The following is a 23,707-nucleotide window of genomic DNA, read 5'->3' as shown; positions in this document are numbered from 1 at the left end:
ACGCATAGCGACGGAACGGACGCGAGCAGCGGGTATAGTAGAGCCCCAGGGGGGGCGGCAAGCGGCGGACACGCCAAACCGGTCTTGACTTCCCACGGGGCGACGGGGCCAAACCGGGCGCATGACCCTTTCCTTGACCACACCCCGGCCGCTAATCGCCGGAAACTGGAAGATGTTCGGCCTCGAGGCGTCGCTCGACGAGGCCCGCACCGTGGCCGCGGCGCTCGCCGAGCACCCGGCCGCCGCCCGCGTGGCGATCTGCCCGCCGGCTACCCTGCTGCACCGGCTTTCCGAGGTGCTGGCGGGCGAGAGCGTGCTGGTGGGCGGCCAGGACTGCCATCCCGCGCCGTCGGGGGCCCACACCGGCGACCTCTCGGCGGCCATGCTAGTCGACGCCGGCGCCCGGCTGGTGATTCTCGGCCATTCCGAGCGCCGCGCGGCCTATGGCGAGAGCGACGCTCTGGTCGCGGCCAAGGTCGAGACGGCCCTGGCGGCCGGGCTGGAGCCCATCGTCTGCGTCGGCGAAACCCTGGCCCAGCGTGACGCCGGCCAGGCCGAGGCGGTGGTCACCGCCATGGCGCGCGGTTCGCTGCCGCCTTCGCTCGCCGGCCAGGACTTCGCTTTGGCCTATGAACCGGTCTGGGCAATCGGCACGGGCCGCACGCCGACGCTGGCCGACATCGCCGCCATCCACGCGGCCCTGCGCGGCGTTCTGGTGGAGCGGTTCGGCGCGCACGGCCAGACGGTGCCTATCCTGTACGGCGGCTCGGTGAAGCCGGAAAACGCGCGGGAGATCCTCGCGACACCCGACGTCGGCGGCGCGCTGGTGGGCGGAGCGTCTCTGAAGGCGGCGGACTTCCTAGAGATCATCGGCGCGGCTTAGAGGCGCGGGGGACATGCACTCACGCCCCGACCTTGGCCAGGTTGCAGAGGGTTGGCCGTGAGTGCGTGTCCCCACCTTGGCCCGCTGCGTCACAGGATTGGCACGGGGTAGCCCTGAAGCGTGGGGGATGAAGATGGGGACACGCACTCACCCCAACGTCTCGGCAGGTCTTCCGAGGCCTTGCCGTGAGAGCATGTCCCCGGCGGGGATCGACGCGCCTTCATCCCCACAAACGCCCACCACAAACCCAAACAAACTCAACGCCTTATAAAATAATCAGCTTCACCACCGCTGGCGCATCCAGAACCGCCGCATAATCATCCTACCTCGCCGCATGGAAAGGGCGCATGGCCAGCGACCGATGCGGCGGCGGGGGGCGATCGAGCGGGCAGCTCTGTCGGCGGCGGGTTTCGCGAGAGGCTCGTGACTTCACATCTCTGGCGCCGGTCGGGCGTGGAACACAGATACGACGTGATGTGAGGGCCGAAAGGCAGCAGGTGGGCGGTGACGCGCTCGCGGTCCGGGACCGGGTTTCGTTGACCTGGCCCGCCCGTCGGAGGCTTCAAGGCGGCGAGGCTCTAACAGGGCTCAGCGTCGCGGGCTTCCGGATAAGGATGGCGCGGAGCGAACGGGCTTCGTCGAAACGGTAACAACTGCTCAAACGCCGGACGTCGTCCGGCGCTCCGCGACCCTTTCCAACACCTTCAGCGGCGATCTGCGTGGAGTCCTCCCCCCGTGCGGGAGGACTCGGAGACAGTTTTTCTGCAAACCGCGTTTGGCTAACTCTGTTGACCCTATCGGGCCACTGGGGATTTAAGCCGAGCCTCAGCTTCACAACGTTCCGGCGCCGTTCGCGGTCTGGCGCGTTCTGTCTCTCATGGCTCCGTTTGGAGCCCGCCGCCGGATACTGGACGACGATCACCCGATGACCGCCGAGACGATTTCCACGTCCCGCCCGCCGGCCGCGCGTCGTCCGCTGTTTCGCCGTCGCTCGGCCCTGCCAGGTTTTGGCCTGACGCTGGGCGTCACCCTGACCATCCTGTCGCTGATCGTGCTGATCCCGCTGTCGGCGATCGCCATCAAGGCCTCCAGCCTGTCGCCAGCGCAGTTTGTCGCCGCCGCCTTCTCCGAACGGGCCATCGCCGCCTATCGCCTGAGCTTCGGCGCTGCCTTCGTGGCCGCCGTGATAAATGGCGTGTTCGGCGTGCTGACCACCTGGGCCCTGGTGCGCTACGATTTTCCGGGCAAGTCGGTGGTCAACGCCTTGGTTGACCTGCCGTTCGCCTTGCCCACCGCCGTGGCGGGCATTGCCCTCGCGACGCTCTATTCGCCCAATGGCTGGGTCGGGCAGTATCTGACGCCGCTGGGGATCAAGGCCGCCTACAACCCGGTCGGCGTGACCATCGCCCTGACCTTCATCGGCTTGCCCTTCGTGGTCCGCACCCTGGAGCCGGTGATGCGCGACCTGTCGGCGGATGTCGAAGAAGCCGCGGCCAGCCTGGGAGCGGGGCGCATCGACACCATCCTGCGGGTAATCCTCCCGGCCCTGGGTCCCGCCTGGTTGACCGGCTTCGCCCTGGCCTTCGCGCGGGGCGTCGGCGAATACGGCTCGGTGATCTTCATCGCCGGCAACATGCCCTACAAGTCCGAGATCGCGCCGCTGCTGATCATCATCCAGCTGGAGCAGTTCGAATATGCCAACGCCGCCGCCATCGCCTTGGTGATGCTGGGCGTGTCGTTCCTGATGCTGCTGATCATCAACGCCGTCCAAGCCTGGTCGCGGAGGTTCAGCTGATGGCTGCGACAAGAGCGCGCCACCCGACCGAAGATCCCGTCTGGGCCAAGGTCCTGATCATCGCCCTGATGCTGGTCTTCCTGGGTCTCGTCCTGATCCTGCCGCTGGTGGCGGTGTTCGCCGAGGCGCTGCGCAAGGGGCTGCAACCAGCCTTGGACGCCATCGCCACGCCCGACGCTCTGGCGGCCATCAAGCTGAGCCTGATCACCGCGGCCATCGCCGTGCCGTTCAACGCGGTGTTCGGCCTCTGCGCGTCCTGGGCGATCGCCAAGCACCATTTCCCCGGCAAGGCGCTGCTGATCACCCTGATCGACCTGCCGTTCTCGGTGTCGCCAGTGGTCGCGGGCCTGATGTACGTAATGGTCTTCGGCCTGCAGGGCTGGTTCGGCGAGCGGCTGATCGACCACGACATCAAGATCATCTTCGCCACGCCCGGCATCATCCTGGCCACGATCTTCGTGACCTTCCCGTTCATCGCCCGCGAGCTGATTCCGCTGATGCAGGAGCAGGGGGTTTCGGAGGAGGAGGCGGCCGTCTCGATGGGCGCGTCGGGCCTCTACACGTTCTGGCGGGTAACCGCGCCCAATGTGCGCTGGGGCTTGCTGTACGGCGTGCTGCTGTGCAACGCCCGGGCTATGGGCGAGTTTGGCGCCGTATCGGTGGTCAGCGGCCACATCCGCGGCTTGACCAACACCATGCCGCTGCACGTGGAAATTTTGTACAACGAGTACGACTTCGTCGCCGCCTTCGCGGTCGCCGCCCTGCTTTGCCTGCTGGCGATCCTGACCCTGGTGCTGAAGGGCGTGCTTGAGATCGCCCAACCCGACGTCAAGCGCGGCGGCGGACACTAGAGGGCGATCGCATGCGACCACCCTCTAGCTTCTTTTGTTTTGTCGCGTTTTCTTCACGCGAACCGCGCCCCACTTCGCTTGAAAACGCTTTGAATGACCGGAACGCACTGATCCCATGACCATCTCCATCCGTTCCGTCGAGAAGAAGTTCGGGCGCTATCCGGCCCTGAACCAGGTCGACCTCGAGATCGCTGACGGCGAGCTCGTGGCGCTGCTGGGCCCTTCGGGCTCGGGCAAGACGACGCTGCTGCGCACCATCGCCGGCCTGGAATTTCCCGACGAAGGCCAGGTGCTGTTCGAGAACGAGGACGTGACCTTCGCCTCGGCCGCCGCGCGGCGGGTGGGCTTTGTTTTCCAGCAATATGCGCTGTTCAAGCACATGACCGTGGCCAAGAACATCGCCTTCGGCCTCGACGTCCGCAAGGGCAAGGACAAGCCGAACAAGGCAGAGATCGCGCGCCGAGTCGACGAGCTGCTGAAGCTGGTCGAACTGGACGGCCTGGGCAAGCGCTATCCCTCGCAGCTGTCGGGCGGCCAGCGCCAGCGGGTGGCCCTGTCGCGCGCCCTGGCCGTGCAGCCCAGCGTGCTGCTGCTGGACGAGCCGTTCGGCGCCCTGGACGCCACGGTGCGCAAGTCGCTGCGCAAGGAGCTGCGCCGGGTGCACGACGCCACGGGCGTCACCACCATCTTCGTCACCCACGACCAGGAAGAGGCCCTGGAGCTGGCCGACCGGGTGGCGATCCTCAATGCCGGCCGCATCGAGCAGATCGGCACGCCGGACGAGGTTCACGACCATCCGGCCACGCCCTTCGTCTGCGGCTTCGTCGGCGAGGCCAACCGTTTCGAGGGCGTGGTGAGCGGCCAGCGCTTCACCGCCGGTCCGGTCGTGCTGGCGGCCCCGAACGCCCCAGACGGCGAGGCCGTGGCCTTCGTGCGACCTCACGACCTGGTGCTGGACGCGGCCGGTTTCCCCGCCAGTGTCGAGCGGGTTGTCATCCAGGGGCCACTCGCCAATATCGACGCCTCGCTGCTTGACGGCCGCCGCATCGACATCTCTGTGGCCCGCGACGAGGCCGTCCAGTTCACCGGCGAGATAAGGCTGTCAGCCCGCCGGACGCACGTGTTCGGGGTTTAGTATTCCGCTCATCCCGGCGAACGCCGCGACCCAGATGGCATGGCTTAGAGGCTGACGCCACAAGCTCTGAGACCGTCCAATCAACCACACCGCGACAGGATCTGGGTCCCGGCATTCGCCGGGATGAGCGGATTTATTATTGCTGCTGCTGCTGACGCTGTTGGTGCTCGCGGATGGCGTCGGCGCTGGCGCGGCGGCGACTGGCGCCGAAGGGCGTGGAGGGCCGAGGCAAGCGCAGGAATTCCGGTTCCGCCACGGCGGCGCGGGCGCGGCGCACCGAGACCCCGACGGCCAGATGGCTCTCGCTGTCGCCCTTGTAGACCCCCCGTGACGGGGTGACGTCGCCATAGTCGCGGCCGACCGCTACGGCCACGTGACGCTCGCCGGTCATGACATTATTAGTCGGATCAAAACCGATCCAGCGGTAGCTGGGCAGGAACACCTCGACCCAGGCGTGGGTGGCGTCCGGATCGGAGCGGTCGCCGGCCTCGCGGTCGGTGAACAGATAGCCCGAGACGTAGCGAGCCGGCATGCCCCACGAGCGACAGATGGCCAGCATGATGTGGGCGAAATCCTGGCAGACCCCGCGCTTGGCCTCCAACGCCAGATCGATCGGGCTGTCGGCGTCAGTGACCCCGGGATCATACTCGAACGCCTTGTAGATCGTGTCGCACAGCGCCTGGACGGCCGAGAACGGATCGCGGCGGCGCAGTTCTTCGATATCGTGCGCATCCATGAAGGCCTGTAGCGCCGGGGTGACCTGCACGAAGCCGTGGGGCTGGAGGTAGTCAAAACATTCGCCCCGCACGAAGGTGCTCTTCAGCCGCTCCCACTCACCCATGTCGAGCGGCATGGGCCATTCCAGCACGGGCTCGGTCTCAACGGCAGAGCGGGCGATGATGGTCAGTCCGTCATGCGGCTGGGGCACGTCGAAGTGATAAACGGCGTTGCCGAAGCTGTCGGCGTAGGAGAACACCTGGGCGGCCGGCTCGATCTCCAGCTCGAAGCTGACCAGCCGCTGGCGCGCGCTCTTCTGGGGCTGCATCCACAGCTCCATCAGGCTTTCGCGGACCGACCGCTCATAGTGATATTGCGTGATGTGACGGATCTCGAGCAGCACGGCGGAGTCTTTCTAAGCGGGCCCAGACTTAAGCAGGCAGGCGCATTTCGAGGGGATAGGCCACGAAGGTCTCATAAATCGCTTCGTGGATGCGCGAACATTCGTTGACCACGGTGGTCAGCAGGGCGCTGGCGCCCTGGGCCTGAAGCTCGTCCAGGTCCGCAAATTGGAGGCGGGCCTTGAGGCGGCCAGCCAGGCGCTCGGGACCGGTGCGGCCATTGGCCTCGGTATGACGTGCCAGGATCGCCAGGTGCTCCTCGATGCGTGAGGTGACGAAACGGATCGAGCGCGGGAAGTCCTCGTCGAAGACCAGGAATTCGAGGATGTGGCGCGGCTCGATCTCGGCGGTATAGACCCGCAGATAGGGCTCCAGGGCACAGGCCATCCGTAGCAGGCTGACCAAGGCGATGTGGTCGTTGATCACCCGGCCCGGTCCCTCGGCGAAGCAGACTTCCAGCAGGCTCGAGACCAACTGGGCGCGCTCCAGATACATCCCGACCATCATGAACCGCCAGCTCTCGCCATGGCTCATCGTGGTGTCGGCCGCGCCCTTGAATAGGTGAACGTCGGAAATCACGTCGTGCAGGAAGTTGGCCGAGCCGTCGGCGAATTCGCGACCGGCGTTCTCGTCGGTGACCCGCAGATAGAGCAGGTTCAGCCGCTCCCAGGTCTCGGTGGTGATCTGGTCGCGGACCTGCCGGGCATTTTCGCGAGCCCTCGCCAGCGACGAGACCACCGAATTGGTGTCGGCCCGGTCAAGCACCAGCGACCGAGCCGCCTCGAATGGGGCCAAGGCGCCGCTCTCGGCCTTGCCCACGGCCGACAGGGCGATCCACACGGCCTGGGCGCCGGCGTCGGTTTGGTCGAGCGTGGCGTTGAGCATCACGCTCGACAGCCGCGACAGGTGCTCGGCCCGTTCCATGTAACGGCCCAGCCAGTAGAGGCTGTCGGCCACCCGAGCGAGCATCATACGAGCGACCCTTCACTCAAAAAAACCAACATCATGCCAGGCCTCCCGCGCCGTTCGACGGCGTCTCTTCCGACAGCACCCAGGTGTCCTTGGAGCCGCCGCCCTGGCTGGAATTGACCACTAGCGAGCCGCGCTTCAGGGCCACCCGTGTCAGGGCGCCGGGCGTCACCACGGTCTTCTCGCCCGACAGGATGAAGGGCCGCAGGTCGACGTGGCGCGGCTCAATGCGGCCGTCGACCAGGCAGGGGGCGGTCGACAGCTGGATGGTCGGCTGGGCAATGTAGTTGGCCGGGTCTGCGGCCAGGGCGTCGGCGAAGTCCGAGCGCTCCTGGGCCGAGGCGTGGGGCCCGATCAGCATGCCATAGCCGCCGGACGCCCCCACAGCCTTGACCACCAGCTTGTCCAGATTGGCCAGCACGTGGCTCAGCTGGGCCGGCTCGCGGCAGAGGAAGGTCTCGATATTGGGCAGGATGGCGTCCTCGCCGAGGTAGTATTTGATGATCTCCGGCACATAGGCGTAGACGGCCTTGTCGTCGGCCACCCCGGTGCCGGGCGCGTTGCATATCACCACATTGCCGGCCCGATAGGCGTTGAACAGGCCTGCGGCCCCCAGCGACGAATCGCGGCGGAAGGCGAGGGGATCGATGAAGTCGTCGTCGACCCGGCGATAGATCACGTCCACCCGGCGCAGGCCCGTGGTTGTGCGCATGTAGACCATGTTGTCATGGACCACGAGGTCGCGTCCCTCGACCAGCGGCACGCCCATCAAGCGCGCCAGATAGGCGTGCTCGTAATAGGCTGAGTTGTAGACGCCGGGGGTTAGCACCACGACCTGCGGATTGGACCGCCAATCGGCGCTCATGCTTTTCAGCGTGGCCAGCAGCAGGTCGGGATAGCGCTCGACTGGCCGCACGCCGGCCTCACGATAGGCGCCGGGAAAGGTTCGCTTGGAGGCGTCGCGGTTGGCCAGCATGTAGGACACGCCAGACGGCACCCGCAGATTGTCCTCCAGCACGGCGAATTCGCCGTCCTGGCCCCGGATCAGGTCGCTGCCACAGACATTGGCGTACGACTTGTGCGGCACATAGACGTTCTGCATCTCGCGGCGGTACGAAGGGGCGCCCAGCACCAGTTCGCGCGGCACGACGCCATCCATCAGGATCTGCTGGTCGCCGTAGATGTCGGCCAGGAACATGTTCAGCGCTTGCAGGCGCTGGATCAGGCCGGCCTCGATCTTGGCCCACTCCTGGGCAGGCAGGATGCGAGGGAAAAGGTCGGTAGGGATGATCCGCTCGGTCGCGCTGTCGGCGCCATAGACCGTGAACGTGATCCCTTGAAGCAGGAAGGACCGCTCCAGCATGCGTTGGCGATCGGCCAGCTCGCCGGCGCCGAGGGTTGAGATGCGGGTTTGCAAGGCCGCGTAATGGCCCCGGACTTCGCCGCCCTGGGCGATCATCTCGTCATAGGGGACACCCGGCAGATAGGCCGCCCCCGTCATGGGCAGGCTGGGGGAGTTGTCGATGTCCTGAATTTTCGCCGCCACGCCTGTGTCCACTCTATCCGCCCTGCACGCCGAATTGGGCCAGCATGTTCGCCTCAACCTAGAACGTCGCCCAGCCGCGAGCGGCGCTTTTCTCGCCGAGTCATCTCGATGTGCATGACTGCCCAGTATTTGGGCGCCTTTGGCCAGGCGAGAGAAGCGCTTGGCTAAGCTGTTCCGTTGCATTCGTGGCGTGACACGCGGCAGGGGGACGACTAACAGGGGTTCGGGGGCGTTCCGCGCGGGGACCTGAAGGCTTGGTGCGTAAGAGATTTGCCCTTGGCGTAACCGTCGCGACCCTGTTGGTCGCGGGCCACGCCAGTGCGAACGAACCCACGGCGACCATTACAGGCGTCGAGGATCGTGCGCTCCGCGAGGCGATTCAGCGCGCCATGTCGGAAGCGAAGAATCCGCCGCGAAGCCGCTCTGAAGCCCGGCGCCGGGCGCGAGACGCTGGCGACGTCGTCGTCGCCGTGCTCAGGGCTGAAGGGTATTACGGCTATGTCGTCGAGCCCGATGTCAGCGAAGCCGACCCGCCTCGCGCCGTTCTGAAGATTATACCAGGCCCGGTGTTCGTGATCGCTGATCCGAAGCTGGCCTGGATCGGCGCGCCGCCGGACGAGGGCGTCGTCAAGCGCGCCGAGAGCGTCATCCGCTTGACGCCGGGGGAACCCGGGCGGGCCGCTGATGTGCTGGCGGCCGAGGGGCGCGTCGTCGCGCAGGTGCAGCAGTTGGGCTATGCCGACGCCGCCGCCGAGCCGCGCGAAGTGATCGTCGACCACGCCGACCACACCGTCCGCCCGACCTTTCAAGTCGCCGCCGGCGACCTGGTCAAGGTTGACGGCGTGGAGGTAGTCACCCACGGGCGATCCAACCCCGCCTGGGTCCAGCACTTGGCGCCCTGGACGATGGGCGATGTTTACCAGCCCGACGACATCGCCGAATTGGAGCGCCGGCTGCGGGACACAGGCGTCTACGACACCGTTTCCGTCTCGTTGGCCCCCAAGGAAAAGCTGCGCCCTGATGGCCTGCGCCCGGTGATGGTGACGCTGTCGGATCGGAAGTCCAAGATGATCGAACTGGGCGCGGGATACTCGTCTACCGACGGCCCCGGCGTCGACGCCAAGTGGATCCGCTACAACCGGTTCCGCCGCGCCGACACCACCACCCTGACGGCCCGCCTGGCCAAGCTCGACAGCCGACTTGAAGCCGAACTGGCCTTGCCGCATTGGCGGCGCAGCCAGCAAACCCTCAAGCTCGACACCTCGATTTTTCGTGACGACACCGACGCCTATCTGGAAACTGGAGCCCATATCGGCGCCGACCTGACCCGTCGCCTGCGCCCCACCGTCTATCGCACCTATGGCGTGGCCTTGGACTTGTCGCAGATCGACTCGCTGACGACCGAAAACGGCTTGACCACCAGCACGCGCCAGAACTTCGCGACCCTGACCACGACGGCCGCCTACGCCTGGGATAAGTCCGACAGCGTGCTGGACCCGACCAAGGGCTGGCGACTGGAGGTCCAGGGCGAGCCCACCGCCATTACCGGCGACACGACGATGGCCTTCCTGAAGGTGCAGGCCCAGACCTCGGCCTATCTGCCCTTTGGCAAGGGCGCCAAGACGGTGATCGCCGGCCGGTTCAAGGCCGGCCAGATCTTGGGCGGCGCCATGCCGGAAACGCCGGCGTCCCGGCGCTTCTATGCGGGCGGCGGCGGCTCGGTGCGGGGCTATTCCTACCAGGCCATCGGCCCGCGCATCGACAACACCACCACGCCGCAAGGCGGGCTTTCGCTGCTGGAGACCTCGCTCGAGGTCCGCCACCGTTTCACCGAGCACTGGGGCGGGGTGGCCTTCATCGACGCCGGCGGCGTCGGCGTAGACAAGTGGCCGAGCGGCGACGACTTCGGGGTCGGTGTCGGCCTTGGCGTCCGTTATGATCTCGGTTTCGGCCCGATCCGCGCCGACATCGCCATGCCGCTCAGCAAGCGTGAGGGCGACCCGGCGTTCCAACTCTACATCAGCATCGGGCAAAGCTTTTGACCGACGCATCGCCGCCGCCCCAAACAGAGCCAGAGACCGTGCCCGAAGCCGCCGTAGAGGCGGTGGTCAAGGTCGCGCGCAAGATTGGCTGGCCGGGCCTGCTGATGATCGTCTCCGTCAGCCTGGTGCTGATCGTCGCGCTGCTGCTAGGCGGCGTCCGCTTCGGCGCGATCACGCCGCAGGGGCGCGCCTTCCTGGAAGCGCGGACCAGCGGCCTGAAGCTGGGCCGCATCGGCCGCCTCAAGATCGAGGGCCTGAGCGGCGATATCTGGCGCGAGTTCGGCGTGCGCCGCCTGACGATCAGCGACGAAAAGGGCGTCTGGCTCGAAGCCGCCGACCTACGCGTCGACTGGAAGGCCACTGAACTGTTTGGGCGACGGTTCCACGCCAACGACATCCGGGCGCGCCAGGTCACCGTGCTGCGCCGTCCGACTCTCACGCCCAAGGGAAAGTCGAGCGCCGCGCCCGTGTCGATCGCTATCGACCATCTGGCCCTGCGCCTGGTTACGCGACCGGAATTCAGCCGTCAGGCCGGCGATTTCGACATGAGCGGCGACTATGAATCGGAGCGCTTCGGCGGGCAGAAGGGCAATCTGGCTGTGCTTAGCCGCATGCACGCCGGTGACCATCTGAAACTGGTCTTCGACCTGGGCCGAGACAAGACCTTGCTGCTTGACGCCCAGGCTCAGGAGGCCAACGGCGGCGCCCTGGCCGGGGCGCTGGGTCTGTCGCCCGACCGGCCTTTCGACCTCGACGCCAAGGCCACCGGCACCACCAGCCAAGGCGCCTTCACCGTTCTGGCGCGCTCGGGCGCGGCCACGCCGCTGAAGGCGGGCGGCGCCTGGAACGCCCAGGGCGGTTCGGCCGCCGGGCATATCGATCTGGCCGCCTCCACCTTGACCGATCGCGAGGAAAAGATGTTCGGCGCGGACGCCGCCTTCTCGATCGTTGGGCGCAAGGCTGGCGCGTTGAACGATCTCGACGTCAAGATCGACAGCCCGAACCTGAACCTTACCGCACATGGCCTGGCCGACTTGGCCAAGCGCGTCACTGGATCCGCTGGCCTGGCGTTCAACGCCAGGGTGAAGGACCTGTCGAAGATCACGCCGATGCCCGAGCTGGGCGCCGGCGTGGCCGACGGCGTGTTTCGCCTCGACGCGCAGGGTTTCTCGATCGACGGCCGTGTCGATGTTCGCGACCTCTCCTGGCTGGGCTATCGGCTGGCTCGCGCCAGGGGGCCGGCCAGCGTCGCCTGGAGGCGCGGCGAATTGGTGATCAAGGCCGACGCCACCACCGAGGGCGGGGCGGGCGAGGGCCTGCTGGCCGTGCTGGGGCGCACGCCGTCGGTTCAGTTCGAGGGGGCGCAGCTCAAGGACGGCCGCTTCCTGATCCGTTCGGCCAAGGTGAATGCGCCCAACCTCGTGGTCCTGGCCCAGGGCGAGCGAGGCATTTTGGGCGGCCTTTCGTTCAAGGGTGAGGCCAAGATTGGCTCCCTGGCGCCGGTTCGGCCTGGCATGGCCGGCCAGGTCACCGCCAAGTGGTCGGCCAGCCAGTCGGCCGGCAAGCCGTGGATGCTGACGGCCGACGCCCGAGGCGCCAATTTCGCCTCGGGTCTTTCGGAGCTGGATCGCCTGCTGGGCAAGACTCCGCGTCTGGAAGCCCGCGCGGCTTGGGCGGACAATCGCCTGTCGGTGGCCGACGCCAAGCTCGACGGCGCCGCCGCCTCGGTGCGGACCTCGGGTGTGCTTGGTCCGGGACCCGCCCTGGGGTTCAAGCTGGATTGGACGGCGACAGGACCCTTCCGCGCTGGTCCGGTGGAGATCGCCGGCAAGGCCAAGGGCACGGGCGCGGTAACCGGAACGCTCACGGCGCCCAAGGCCGACCTGATCGCTGATTTCGACTCGATCGACGTGCCGCGCCTGCCGTTGAAGGACGCCCACATCGTGCTGTCTTTCGCCAAGCGGGCCGATGGCGCCGACGGCGTGGTGACGATTAACGCTGGCAGTACCTATGGTCCGGCGCGTGGCCACGCGGCGTTCAACTTCGCGCAGGGCGGACTTGAGCTCTCCGACCTCGATGTCGACGCCGGCGGGGCCGCGGCCAAGGGCGCGGTCTCGCTACGCAGCGGCCACCCCGCGACCGCGGACCTTACCGTCAACGTCGGCCCTGGGGCCTTTCTGGCGCAGGGCGCGGTGAAGGGCACGGCCAAGATCGTCGATAGCGCGGCCGGTCCTGCCGCGCAGATCGACCTCGTCGCCGATGATGTGGTCGGCGGCGCCTGGAAGGTCCGTCACGCGGCGATCAAGGCGTTCGGGCCCATGAACCGCCTACCGCTGACGCTGGACGCGCGCGGCGAAGCGCCATCCGGGCGTTGGACGCTCGCCGGGTCGGGCGTGCTGAGCGAGGCGGGCGATCAATATCTGCTCGCCCTCGACGCCAACGGCGCCATGGGCCGAACGACGGTCAAGACGCGCGAAGCGGCGCAAATCCGCTTCGGTGGCCCCCGCACCAGCGCGCGCCTACGGCTGGCCGTCGGTGACGGCCAGGCCGCCCTGGACGCCGATGTCGGCGGCGACCTCGCCACGCTGCGCGCGGAACTGGTCGGAGTAAGTTTGACCGCCCTGAACTCAGACCTGGTCGGCAGGATCGATGCCCGCGCCACGCTCAATGGTTCTGGTCCCGTACTGACGGGTGATTTCAACGCCACGCTGACGGGAGCCCGGGAGCGCGGCTCAAAGCCTGAACAATCGCTGAACGCTCAGATTCGTGGGGCGCTGCGCGACAGCCAGATGACCATCAACGCCACCAGTTCCAATAGCCAGGGCCTGAGCGCCCAGGCAGATGTGACCCTGGCCACCGTGGCCTCGGCCAAGCCGTTCCACTTGGCGATCGATCGGACCCGACAGGTGCTTGGTCGTTTCCAGGCTCGTGGCGAAATCAAACCCCTGTGGGATCTTCTTGGCAGTTCCGAGCGCAGCGTGTCGGGCAAGATTGACGCCGATGGCTCGCTGGCCGGCACCCTCGCCGATCCCCGCCTGACCGGTCGCGCCAGCCTTGAGGGTGGCCGGGTGGATGACGGCCAGACGGGCTTCAGCCTTCGTGACGTCAATGTCAGCGTGGCGCTGGCCGACAACGCCATCGACGTCAGCAAGGCGACGGCTGGCGACGGGCAGGGCGGCACGTTGTCGGGCGCCGGGCGCATCAGCCTGGCCCGCGGTGGCGTGGGCAGCTTCCGCCTGGACCTCAAGGGTTTCAAGGTCATCGACAACGACCTGGCCTCCGCCACGGCCACCGGCCAGACGACGATCAACCGTGGCGCGGACGGCAAGGTCAAGCTGACCGGCGCCCTGGTGCTCGACCGCGCCGACGTCTCGGCCCAGACCAAGACGCCAGTCGGCGTGGCGTCCATGGATGTGGTTGAACGCAATCGCCCAGCCGACCTGCAGCAAGGCGTCGAGCCACGCAAGGTCACGCCGGGTTCGGGAATGACGCTGGACGTTACCCTGAAGGCTCCGCGCCGGATCTTCGTGCGTGGCCGGGGGCTCGACGCCGAACTGTCGCTGGACGCCCATGTCGGCGGTTCGACCAACAGCCCGACGCTGGACGGCGAGGCGCGGATCGTGCGCGGCGAGTACGATTTCGCCGGCAAGCGGTTCGAATTCGCGGACGAGGGCGTGGTGCGCCTGGCCACCCAGCTCGACCGTATCCGGCTGGACCTGACGGCGGTCCGCGAAGACCCGACCCTGACGGCCGTTGTGCGCATTCAGGGCACGGCCGCCAAGCCCGAGATCACGCTGACCTCCAAGCCGGCACTGCCGAGCGACGAGGTGCTGTCGCAGGTGCTGTTTGGATCGTCGGCCGCCAACCTGTCCCCGATCGAGGCCGCGCAACTGGCCTCGGCCCTCGCGGCCCTGGCCGGCGGCGGGGGTTTCGACGTGATCGGCAACCTGCGCAGCCTGGCCGGTCTGGACCGGCTGTCCTTCGCCGAAAGCGCCACGGGTATGACGGTTTCCGGCGGCAAGTATGTCACCGACGACGTCTATGTGGAGATCATCGGCGGCGCGCGCGATGGTCCCGCCGCTCAGGTCGAGTGGCGTATTCGCCGGACCCTGTCGCTGGTCTCCAAAATCGGCGGCCAAGGCGACGCCCAGCTTTCGGTGCGGTGGAGAAAAGACTATCAATGATCTGGCTTCCGGCTGATCCCCGCGCGACCGATCAGGGTCCGGAGCAAGGCTGTTGCGCGGACACCCGGTTTTCCCAGGCAAGGAAGCACGAAACGTCCGCGGCCCTTGGTTTAGGTTGAACTGAGGGAGACACAGATTTCATGCGACTCAATGACGAAGATCGCGCGGTGCTGGATCATCTGGCCGGCCAAGGCGCGCTGATCATTGAGCGAGCGATTGCTTGGTGCGCGATAAATTCCGGAAGCCATCATCTGGCAGGTCTTGAGCGCCAGCGGCAAAGTCTGCTCGAAGCCTTCGCGGGCCTGCCGGCGGCTCCGACCGAGATACCGCTGGCCGCTTCGCCGGAGATCGGCGCCAATGGCAAAATCGGCGAGCGCGCCCATCCGTCGGCGATCGCGGTCGTGGTGCGGCCCGAGGCGCCGGTCCAAGTCGTGCTGACCGGCCACTATGACACCGTCTATCCCGAAACCAGCAGCTTCCAGACCGTGACGACGCGCGCCGACGGGGCCCTGCACGGACCGGGCATCGCCGACATGAAGGGCGGAATCTCGGTGATGCTGGCGGCGCTGGAGGCTTTCGAGCGTCATCCGCTGGCTGGCCGCGTCGGCTACCGCGTGCTGCTGTCGCCGGATGAGGAGATCGGCTCGGTCGCCTCGGCCCCGATCCTGGCGGAATTCGCTCGCCTGGGGCATGTCGGCCTGACCTACGAGCCGGCGCTGGCCGACGGCTCGCTGGCCAGCGCTCGCAAGGGCTCGGGCAACTTTCACGTCGTGGTCCACGGTCGAGCCGCCCACGCCGGCCGCGACTTCGCCGCCGGCCGCAACGCGGTGATGGAGGCGGTGCGCATCGCCCAGGCCCTGCACGCCCTGAACGGCCAGCGCGAGGGCGTCACCTGCAACATCGCCAAGATCGACGGCGGCTCGCCGCTGAACATGGTGCCAGACGTCGCGGTGGTGCGCTTCAATGTCCGCTTCCCGGCCGCCGAGGACGCGGCCTGGTTCCAGGACGAGGTCGATCGGATCGTCGCCTCGACCACGGGGGAGGGCCTGCACGCTCACCTGCATGGCCGCGTCACCCGTGGCGCCAAGCCCTTCAACGCCGCGCAGCAGCGCCTGTTCGGCGCGGTGAAGGCGGTCGGCGCCTTGCTGGGGCAAGAGATCGGCTGGAAGCCGTCGGGCGGCGTCTGCGAAGGCAACAATCTGTTCGCTTCGGGCCTGCCCAATGTCGATACGCTGGGCGTGCGCGGCGGCGACATCCACAGCGAGGCCGAACATGCTTGGCCAGACAGCTTTGTGGAGCGCGCCCAGCTATCGGCCCTGATCCTGATGAAGCTGGCGAGCGGCGAGATCGACGGTCCCGCCTTGCGCGCGGCCATGACCGACCTCGCGGAGACTGTTTGAATGCTTGTCGTCCGTCCCGCCGTGCCTGCTGATTTCGACAGCCTGATGGAGTTGGCCGTCCTGTCGGGCCGCGGCTTCACCAGCCTGCCGGAGGATGAGCAAACGCTGCGCTCCCGGCTTGCCTTGTCCCAGGCCAGCTTCCACTCCGAGGTCGCCGCGCCCGAGGCTTGGTACACCCTGATGCTCGATGACCTAGAGGCCGGCGACGTGATCGGCGTGGCCGGGGTCAAGGCGGGCGTGGGTTTGAAGCGGCCGCATTTCTCGTTCCGCGTCGTGACCTTGGCGCAGTCTTCTCCCACGCTCGACAAGCGTTTCGACCACCGCGCCCTGGTGCTGGTCAACGAGTGCGCCGGCTGGTCGGAGGTCGGCTCGCTGTTCCTCAAGCCCGAGCGTCGCAAGGGCGGGGCCGGGCGCTTGCTGGCCCAGTCGCGCTACATGCTCATTGGCCTGGAGCCGCAGCGCTTCGCCGAGATGGTGCTGGCCGAACTGCGCGGCTGGTTCGACGAGGACGGCAGCTGTCCGTTCTGGGACCACGTGGCCAGCAAATTCTTCCGGCTCGAGTTCGACGAGGCCGACATGATGAGCGCGTCGACCGATGGCCAGTTCATCCTCGATCTGGCGCCGCGACACCCGATCTACGCCGAGCTGCTGCCACAACCCGCTTCGGAGACCATCGGCCGGGTGCATCGCGAGGGCGAGGCGGCCCGCGCCATGCTGGAGACCGAGGGCTTCCGATTTTCCGGTCTCGTGGACATCTTCGACGCTGGCCCAACCGTGGCGGCCCGGCGCGACGACATCAAGACGGTGCGAGAAGGGCGGCGGCTACGCGTCAGGCTGGGTGAAGACGCCTATGGCGAGGAAGCGCTGATCTGCTCTGGGGCGGTATCGAGTTTTCGGGCGGTGCGCACACCCGTGCTGATCGATGGCGAGAGCGCGATCATCGGCCGCGACGCGGCTTCGGCCCTGGGAGTCCAGGACGGCGAAATGGTGCGGGTGAAGGCATGAGCGGCGGCGTGTTCATCGATGGCGTGTGGCGCGCGGGCGCCGGCGCCGAGGCGGTCTCGATCGACCCGACGACAGGCGCGGTGATCTGGCGCCAGGCGACGGCTTCGACGGCCGACGTGGTCGCGGCGCTCGCGGCGGCGCGCAAGGCGTTCCTGGCCTGGGGCGACCGTCCGCGTGACGAGCGGATCGCCGTCATGCGCCGCTACAAGGACGTGCTGGTGGCGCGCACCAGCGACTTCGCCGAGGCCCTGAGCCGCGAGACCGGCAAGGCGCTCTGGGAGACCAAGGCCGAGCTGGGCTCGATGGCCGGCAAGGTCGAGGCGTCGATCAAGGCCTATGAGGAACGCACGGGCGAGCACGAGAGCGCGATGGCCTTTGGCCGCGCCGTGCTGCGTCACCGACCGCATGGTGTGATGGCCGTGCTGGGACCATTCAATTTCCCCGGCCACCTGCCTAACGGTCATATCGTCCCAGCGCTGCTGGCCGGCGACACTGTGGTTTTCAAGCCGTCGGAAGAAACGCCGCTGGCCGGCCAACTGCTGGTCGAGGCTCTAGAGGCGGCGGGCGTGCCGGACGGTGTCGTCAACCTAGTCCAGGGCGGCCGGGAGGTGGGCCAGGCGCTGATCGACCAGGAGATCGACGGCCTGCTGTTCACCGGCTCGGCGCAGGCCGGGGCGTTCTTCCGCCGCCACTTCGCCGATCGGCCCGATGTGATCCTGGCGCTGGAACTGGGCGGCAACAATCCGCTGGTGGTCTGGGACGCCGGCGACGTCCAGGCGGTGGCGGCCTTGGTCGTGCAGTCGGCCTTCATCACCACTGGCCAGCGATGCTCCTGCGCGCGCAGACTGATCGTTCGCGACGACGCGAGCGGGAAGGCGGTGATTGACGCGGTGGCTGCCTTGGCCGAGCGCCTGGTCATCGGCGCCTGGAACGGCGGGGAGGAACCTTTCATGGGACCGCTGATCTCCGATCGGGCCGCCGCCATGGCTTTAGCCGGATCCAAGGCGATGCCCGGCAAGGCGTTGCGCGCCATGACGTCGGTCGATGGGCTGAGCGGCGCCTTTGTCTCGCCTGGCTTGGTCGACGTGACCGGTGAGATAATCCCCGACGAAGAGCTTTTCGCGCCGCTGCTGCAGGTGCGCCGGGTCGGTTCGCTCGACGAAGCAATCGCCGCCGCCAATGCCACCCGATACGGTCTGTCGGCGGGTCTTATCTCCAGTGAAACAGCGCATTGGGAGCATTTCCTGAAGCGTATCCGAGCCGGCGTCGTCAACTGGAACCGGCCGACCACGGGCGCGGCCGGGACCATGCCGTTCGGAGGCCTTGGCAGCTCGGGCAACCACCGCCCCAGCGCCTATTACGCGGCAGACTATTGCGCTTATCCCGTGGCCAGTTTCGAAGCGCCAAGCGTCACCAATACCCTTCGCGATATCAAGGGCCTGCGGGAATGACCTCCCGCGCCGTCGAGGCCAATTGCGACGGGCTCGTCGGGCCGACACACTCCTATGTCGGGTTGTCGCCCGGCAATATCGCCAGCCAGGCCAATGCCGGCGAGGCCTCCAACCCACGCGCCGCAGTGCTGGAGGGGCTGACCAAGATGCGCCAGCTGGCCGACTGGGGGCTGCCGCAGTTCGTGCTGCCGCCGCATGAGCGGCCAGATTTGGCGCTGCTGCGGTCGATCGGCTTCTCAGGTTCCGACGCCAAGGTGTTGGAAACAGCGTGGAAACAGGCTCCGGCCTTGGCCGCTACGTCCTGCTCGGCATCGCCGATGTGGGCGGCCAATGCCGCGACCGTCACGCCCAGTGCCGATACCGCTGATGGCCGCGTGCATTTCACGCCGGCCAACCTGCTGACCAACCTGCATCGCAGTCTCGAGGGCGAGCAGACCACGCGGTCTCTTCGCCGCCTGTTCTCCGACGAGGCCCGGTTCGCCGTGCACGACCCGCTGCTGGCCCAACCGCACTTCGCCGACGAAGGCGCAGCCAACCATGTGCGGCTTTGCGCCGATCACGGTGAGGCCGGCGTCAACCTGTTCGTGTGGGGTCGCGAAGCCTGGGAGCGCTGGGAAGGTCGCTATCCGGCCCGCCAGACCCGCGAGGCCTTCGAGGCGGTCGAGCGGCGGCATGGCGCGGCCCGGGGTGTCTTTGCGCGTCAGGGCATGGCGGCGATCAATGGCGGGGCGTTTCACAACGACGTGGTCTGCGTGGGCACTCGGGAGTGCCTGCTGTTTCACGAACGGGCCTTCGAGGATCGCGCGGCGATGGAGGCCGGTGTGCGCCGCGCCGCCCAGGGGCTGTTTGAACCGACCTTCGTGGAGATCAGCGAAGCCGACCTGCCGATGGACGACCTGGTGAAAAGCTATCTCTTCAACTCCCAGCTCCTGGTCCTGCCCGGCGAGGACCGCTTGGTGCTGCTCGCCCCCGGCGAAACCCGCGACAACCCACGCGCCCACGCGGCGGCTCAGGCGCTGGCCAGCTCCAACGGTCCCATAGGTCGAGTGGAATATGTCGATGTGCGGCAAAGCATGCGCAACGGCGGTGGTCCTGCGTGCCTGCGGTTGCGCGTCGTGTTGACCGAGGTCGAGCTGGCGGCGACGAACGCCGGTCAACGGTTCGACGCCGCGCTGCACGAGCGCCTGAACCTGTGGGCCGCCCGCCGCTATCGCGATCGCCTGGCGCCGGCAGACCTGATCGACCCTTCCTTAATCGTCGAGGGCCGCGAGGCGTTGGACGAGCTGACGACGATCCTCAAGCTCGGTGGCGACTTCTATCCATTTCAGCGAGTTGCCTGAGCATGAGCGACTTCATCGTCCGACCCGCCATGCCGGAAGACGCGGCGGCCATCCTGGCGCTCCATCGCCGGGTCGCGGCGGAGCCTGGCGGCCTAGCGCGGCAGCCGGAGGAGGTCACTGAGGACTATGTCGCCCACGCCATGTCCGCGGCGGATGACGGGGGCTTCAACCTCTTGGCGGTTGGCGCGGACGGCGGCCTGTGCGGCGAACTTCACGTCGAGCGAATGAAGGTCCGGATCTTCGCCCATGTTCTGACCGATCTCACAGTGGCGGTCGATCCAGTCTGGCAGGGAAGGGGCGTCGGCTCAGCCTTGTTTCGCGCCCTGATCGAAGCTGCGCGCCAGGCCAGCCCACCCGTGCGCCGGATCGAGCTGTGGACCGGCGCGGCCAATCTCGGGGCTCAACGGCTCTACCAGCGCCTGGGGTTTCAGATCGAGGGGCGAATGATCGCCCGCGGTCGACTGCCGGATGGCGGCGTGGACGACGACATCGTCATGGGTCTGCTGCTCGACTAGCCGCGCAGCGCCGCCAGCGCCGTCGGGAATCGCCTCGAAAGCGGGGCCTCGATATCGCCCAGCTCGACGGCATAGTCACCGGATCCCGCCGGCCGGAGTCCGCTCACCCGCGCCGGATTGACAAGCCACGAGCGATGAATACGAACGAAGCCGTGTTCGCTGAGCCGGGTTTCGAGGCCGTTGAGGGACGAGCGCATCAACGGCCGCCGACCGTCGCGGAGCAGGAACTCGGTGTAGTTGCCCGCCGAACGCACGGCCAGGATTTCATCGACGGTGACGCGCAAGAGTCGAGCGCCGTCTCGGATGTCAAACGTGGCCGGGGCAGAGGGCGCTTGGGCCGATATGCCCGCCTGACGTCCGCTTCGCCGCAACGAGAGGTAACAGATGATCGAGGCCAGGCCATAGGCCATCATGTCCTTGCGGAATTCGTAGGGGAATTCGGTGGACAGCGACCCGAACTGATAAGGCTGATGCAGCAGCACGAAATAGGCTGCCTTGCGGAGCAGGACGAAGCCGCTGACGTGCAGCATCGAATAGATCACGACTGCCAAAACGTGAACGGGCGCGGCCTGCCACCAGCGTGGCGACGCCCGCGTGGTCCATAGCGCCACCAACGCCGGAATAGCGAAGATCACCAGCGTCACCAAGGCGCTGCTGCCCTCCCATATCGCGGGCGCCAGCGTGCCAAGGCGCGAGGCGTCATGCCTGATGGTCAGGACGTTGACGACGGCGATACAGGAGATCAGACCCACGCCGAGAAGCCAGGCGCGCCAAATGCCTTGCCGCTCCTCGCCGCTCATCCCGAAAACCGCGCCGCTGGCCGCCAATCGGTTTCCGCTCGTCCCTGCCAAGCCCCGCTGATCCCGTGGGTCTTGGCCTGTGGCGCGGGGCTGGGCCACGACCTTGTCATCCTTATTCAAACGGGTGCCCTCATGACCACGACCGTCTCAACCCCGACCCGCCGATACGATCTTGACTGGATTAGGGTCAGTGCGTTCTTCCTGCTGATTCTGTATCACGTCGGCATGTTCTACGTGCCCTGGGAGTGGCACGTGAAGTCGCCTCATCCCGTTGAGACCCTGGAATTGGCGATGTTCGTGACCAATCCTTGGCGGTTGACTCTGCTGTTTCTGGTCTCCGGAGCGGCGACCCGGTTCATGGCAGACAAGACGACGGTAGGTAAATTGACCGGGGCGCGGATGGCGCGCCTCCTGCCGCCGCTGCTGTTTGCCATGTTCGTGATCGTGCCGCCGCAGTCCTACTACCAGGTCGTCGAGTACGCGGCGGCCCACTCGGCGGGGCCTGGCTCGGCCTTCTCCTACGGAGATTTCTGGATCAAGTATGTCACGGGGTCTGGTCACTGGTGTTCGGCGGACGGCTGCCTGACCACCCCGACCTGGAACCATATGTGGTTCGTGGCCTATCTGCTGTTCTACACCCTCGTGCTGGCCGGCCTGCTGCTGATCTGGCGCCGGTTGGGCGAGCACCTGCAAGCCGCCGCCGAACGCGTGTTGAACGGCCCTGGCCTGATCCTGTGGCCCATCGTGTTTCTTGGCCTCGTTCGCGCCTTGCTCTATCCGCGCTACGGCGAAACCCATGCCCTGGTCGGTGACCACTATGTGCACGCCGTGTCGTTCTCGGCTTTCTTGCTCGGCTTTGGCTTGGCCAAGTCGGAGGTTCTTCGCGAACGCCTGATCGCCGCGCGTTGGCTTGCCTTGGGCCTGGCGGTCGCGGCCTATGCCGGATGGGCGACCTATGCCTGGGTCTATCGCGCCGGCACGCCGATCCCGCCGGAAGGTCTGCGTTGGGCGATGCGCTTCGTCTACACGACCGACACGTGGTGCGCGATCGCCGCGATCCTGGGGTTCGGCGCCAAGTATCTCAACCGGGGCGGGCCCATCCTTCGCTACCTTACGGTGGGCGTCTTCCCGTTCTACCTCGTGCACCAGACCTTGATTGTGGTGATGGCTCACCATCTGGCCAAGCTGGGTTTGCCCCAGCCTTTTGAGGCCTTGATTCTGATCGTCTTCACTTTCGCGGGCTGTTTCGCGACCTACGAGATCGTGAGGCGGATTCCAGGCGTGCGCCTGCTGTTTGGCCTCAGGGGCGATCAGTCGCCCGCTGAGGCCAAGAGCCCTCCGGCCTTCGCATAGGCCTGGCTGCCGGTAGTGATCACCCGGTCGGCGCTGATGATCTCGGCGATGCCGAGGTCGGCGGCGCCGGCCAGCCGATCATAGAGCGGGGCGAAATCGCGCAGGGTGACCGCCTGCAAGGACTGGATCGATGGAATGACGAAATAGACCTGCTGGAAATCGTCGATCCGATAAGGCGTGCGCATCACCCGCTCGAGATCGAACCCCAGCCGATTGGGCGAGGCGCTTTCCAGGGCGAACAGCGATTCGGTACGCGACGAGACGATTCCTGCCCCGTAGATGCGCAGGCCAGCCTCGGTTTCGATCAGCCCGAACTCGACCGTGTACCAGTAGAGCCGAGCGAGATTGGCCAAACGTCCCAGACTGAGCGCCCGCTGGCCGCCTTGGCCATAGGCCTGCATGTAGTCGGCGAACACTGGGTCCGTCAGCATCGGCACGTGGCCGAAGACATCGTGGAAAATGTCCGGCTCCTTCAGATAGTCCAGTTGGTCCGCCTTGCGGATGAACTGGCCGGCGGGGAAGCGGCGGTTGGCCAGGTGGTCGAAGAACACGTCATCGGGCACCAGGCCCGGCACGGCCACCACGCTCCAGCCGGTCAGGCGTTGCAGTTCCTCGTTGATCCTATGGAAGTCAGGGATGCCGGATCGGTGCAGGTCAAGGGCGTCGAGGCCGCGCAGGAATTCGTCGCAGGCCCGCCCTGGCAGCAATGCGGTCTGGCGTTCGTAAAGTGTGATCCAGACGTCGTGCTCGGCCTGGGTGTAACTTTCCCAGCCTTGGTCGATTGTCCAATCAAGCCTCGCCCCTGGGGGCGGGCCGCCGCTAAAACCATCCGCGCTCATCCGCGGAGATTACGCCCGCCCAACGGCAAATTCCCTTCGGAATTGCGCGATAGCCGGCGGTCGTCGGCAGAGACGTTGCGTCTAGTGAGAAATTCGGGGGCGAAGCTTGTAGGCGCCCCGATCGAAACTCTCGAAGATCACCGCAGCCTGGGGGTGGCCCACGGGGTCCCCCGTCTGGTCGGCCAGCAGGTTCTGCTCGGAGACATAGGCGACATAGGTGTTGTCGTCATTTTCAGCCAACAGATGGTAGAACGGCTGGTCCTTGGTCGGCCGGATGTCCTCGGGAATGGAATTCCACCACTCCTCGGTGTTGGCGAACACGGGATCGACGTCGAACACCACGCCCCGAAACGGGAAGATCCGGTGTTTGACCACTTGGCCGATCGCGAACTTGGCAAATCTCGAATTCATGCGTGCAGCCTAATCCGAGTCTTCTGACCAGAAGCTGAACGTAGAGTTCCGTTGGCGGATAACAAGGCGA

The 23,707-nt window shown here is 66.8% G+C and carries 18 protein-coding genes; 12 read left to right on the top strand and 6 right to left on the bottom strand.

What is annotated here, in order from left to right; translation table 11 throughout:
- Positions 1–121 precede the first annotated feature (121 nt).
- The 4 genes from tpiA (at position 122) to ACP696_RS04930 (ending at position 4,664) form a co-directional block, all read left to right on the top strand.
- Positions 122–883, top strand: a complete 762-nt coding sequence (gene tpiA, locus ACP696_RS04945) for a triose-phosphate isomerase (protein ID WP_426030231.1) — start codon at positions 122–124, stop codon at positions 881–883.
- 925 nt (positions 884–1,808) lie between these two features.
- A complete protein-coding gene (gene cysT / locus ACP696_RS04940; protein WP_426043581.1) occupies positions 1,809–2,678 on the top strand; it encodes a sulfate ABC transporter permease subunit CysT in 870 nt (289 codons plus the stop codon).
- Positions 2,678–3,529, top strand: coding sequence for a sulfate ABC transporter permease subunit CysW (cysW, locus tag ACP696_RS04935; RefSeq protein WP_426043513.1), 852 nt, complete (start codon positions 2,678–2,680; stop codon positions 3,527–3,529). The genes cysT and cysW overlap by 1 nt, the downstream gene beginning before the upstream one ends.
- 115 nt (positions 3,530–3,644) lie before the next feature.
- A complete protein-coding gene (locus tag ACP696_RS04930; protein WP_426043512.1) occupies positions 3,645–4,664 on the top strand; it encodes a sulfate/molybdate ABC transporter ATP-binding protein in 1,020 nt (339 codons plus the stop codon).
- Positions 4,665–4,800: 136 nt separating this feature from the next.
- Here the strand turns inward: ACP696_RS04930 and ACP696_RS04925 are convergent, their stop codons facing one another.
- From ACP696_RS04925 to ACP696_RS04915, 3 genes are read right to left on the bottom strand one after another with little or no spacing between them, the layout of a single operon-like run.
- A complete protein-coding gene (locus ACP696_RS04925; RefSeq protein WP_426030229.1) occupies positions 4,801–5,784 on the bottom strand; it encodes a transglutaminase family protein in 984 nt (327 codons plus the stop codon).
- Positions 5,785–5,812: 28 nt separating this feature from the next.
- Positions 5,813–6,754: an alpha-E domain-containing protein gene (locus ACP696_RS04920; protein WP_426015097.1), complete on the bottom strand. Its 942-nt coding sequence runs from the start codon at positions 6,752–6,754 to the stop codon at positions 5,813–5,815.
- A 31-nt stretch (positions 6,755–6,785) separates the two neighbouring features.
- Positions 6,786–8,252, bottom strand: coding sequence for a circularly permuted type 2 ATP-grasp protein (locus ACP696_RS04915; RefSeq protein ID WP_426015107.1), 1,467 nt, complete (start codon positions 8,250–8,252; stop codon positions 6,786–6,788).
- A 299-nt stretch (positions 8,253–8,551) separates the two neighbouring features.
- Here ACP696_RS04915 and ACP696_RS04910 point away from each other — a divergent pair, with 299 nt between their 5' ends.
- The 7 genes from ACP696_RS04910 to ACP696_RS04880 all read left to right on the top strand — a co-directional run bounded on the left by ACP696_RS04910 (position 8,552) and on the right by ACP696_RS04880 (position 20,234).
- Complete coding sequence (locus tag ACP696_RS04910) at positions 8,552–10,339, top strand: autotransporter assembly complex protein TamA (RefSeq protein WP_426015095.1); 1,788 nt, start codon at positions 8,552–8,554, stop codon at positions 10,337–10,339.
- 104 nt (positions 10,340–10,443) lie between these two features.
- Positions 10,444–14,523: a translocation/assembly module TamB domain-containing protein gene (locus ACP696_RS04905; protein ID WP_426043580.1), complete on the top strand. Its 4,080-nt coding sequence runs from the start codon at positions 10,444–10,446 to the stop codon at positions 14,521–14,523.
- A 140-nt stretch (positions 14,524–14,663) separates the two neighbouring features.
- Positions 14,664–15,923: a hydrolase gene (locus ACP696_RS04900; protein ID WP_426015090.1), complete on the top strand. Its 1,260-nt coding sequence runs from the start codon at positions 14,664–14,666 to the stop codon at positions 15,921–15,923.
- Entirely contained in the window at positions 15,924–16,928 is a 1,005-nt protein-coding gene (locus tag ACP696_RS04895; protein ID WP_426015088.1) for an arginine N-succinyltransferase, read from the top strand.
- Positions 16,925–18,379 carry a succinylglutamate-semialdehyde dehydrogenase gene (gene astD / locus ACP696_RS04890; RefSeq protein WP_426015086.1) on the top strand — a complete coding sequence of 485 codons (1,455 nt, stop codon included), beginning with the start codon at positions 16,925–16,927 and terminating at the stop codon, positions 18,377–18,379. Before ACP696_RS04895 ends, astD begins: the two co-directional genes overlap by 4 nt.
- Entirely contained in the window at positions 18,376–19,719 is a 1,344-nt protein-coding gene (locus ACP696_RS04885) for an N-succinylarginine dihydrolase (protein ID WP_426015084.1), read from the top strand. Before astD ends, ACP696_RS04885 begins: the two co-directional genes overlap by 4 nt.
- Positions 19,720–19,721: 2 nt before the next feature.
- Entirely contained in the window at positions 19,722–20,234 is a 513-nt protein-coding gene (locus tag ACP696_RS04880; RefSeq protein WP_426015082.1) for a GNAT family N-acetyltransferase, read from the top strand.
- Here ACP696_RS04880 and ACP696_RS04875 read toward each other — a convergent pair.
- Positions 20,231–21,061 (bottom strand): LytTR family DNA-binding domain-containing protein, encoded by an 831-nt coding sequence (locus ACP696_RS04875; protein ID WP_426015080.1) that lies wholly within the window; start codon positions 21,059–21,061, stop codon positions 20,231–20,233. The genes ACP696_RS04880 and ACP696_RS04875 overlap by 4 nt on opposite strands.
- A 105-nt stretch (positions 21,062–21,166) precedes the next feature.
- Between ACP696_RS04875 and ACP696_RS04870 the strand changes: the two genes are divergently transcribed.
- Positions 21,167–22,387, top strand: a complete 1,221-nt coding sequence (locus ACP696_RS04870) for an acyltransferase family protein (protein WP_426015078.1) — start codon at positions 21,167–21,169, stop codon at positions 22,385–22,387.
- Here the strand turns inward: ACP696_RS04870 and phhA are convergent.
- Together phhA and hspQ are read right to left on the bottom strand one after the other, a co-directional pair.
- On the bottom strand, positions 22,345–23,226 hold the full coding sequence (gene phhA, locus ACP696_RS04865) for a phenylalanine 4-monooxygenase (RefSeq protein ID WP_426015076.1): 882 nt from the start codon (positions 23,224–23,226) through the stop codon (positions 22,345–22,347). The two genes, ACP696_RS04870 and phhA, sit on opposite strands and share 43 nt — an antisense overlap.
- Before the next feature lie 81 nt (positions 23,227–23,307).
- Entirely contained in the window at positions 23,308–23,637 is a 330-nt protein-coding gene (hspQ, locus tag ACP696_RS04860; RefSeq protein WP_426015073.1) for a heat shock protein HspQ, read from the bottom strand.
- Positions 23,638–23,707: the final 70 nt, after the last annotated feature.

It is taken from the genome of Caulobacter sp. DWR3-1-2 (assembly GCF_049896225.1).
In the GTDB taxonomy this organism is placed as follows: domain Bacteria; phylum Pseudomonadota; class Alphaproteobacteria; order Caulobacterales; family Caulobacteraceae; genus Caulobacter.
The sequence above is the reverse complement of the archived record's forward strand: the minus strand, read 5'-3'. Positions and strand labels throughout refer to the sequence as shown.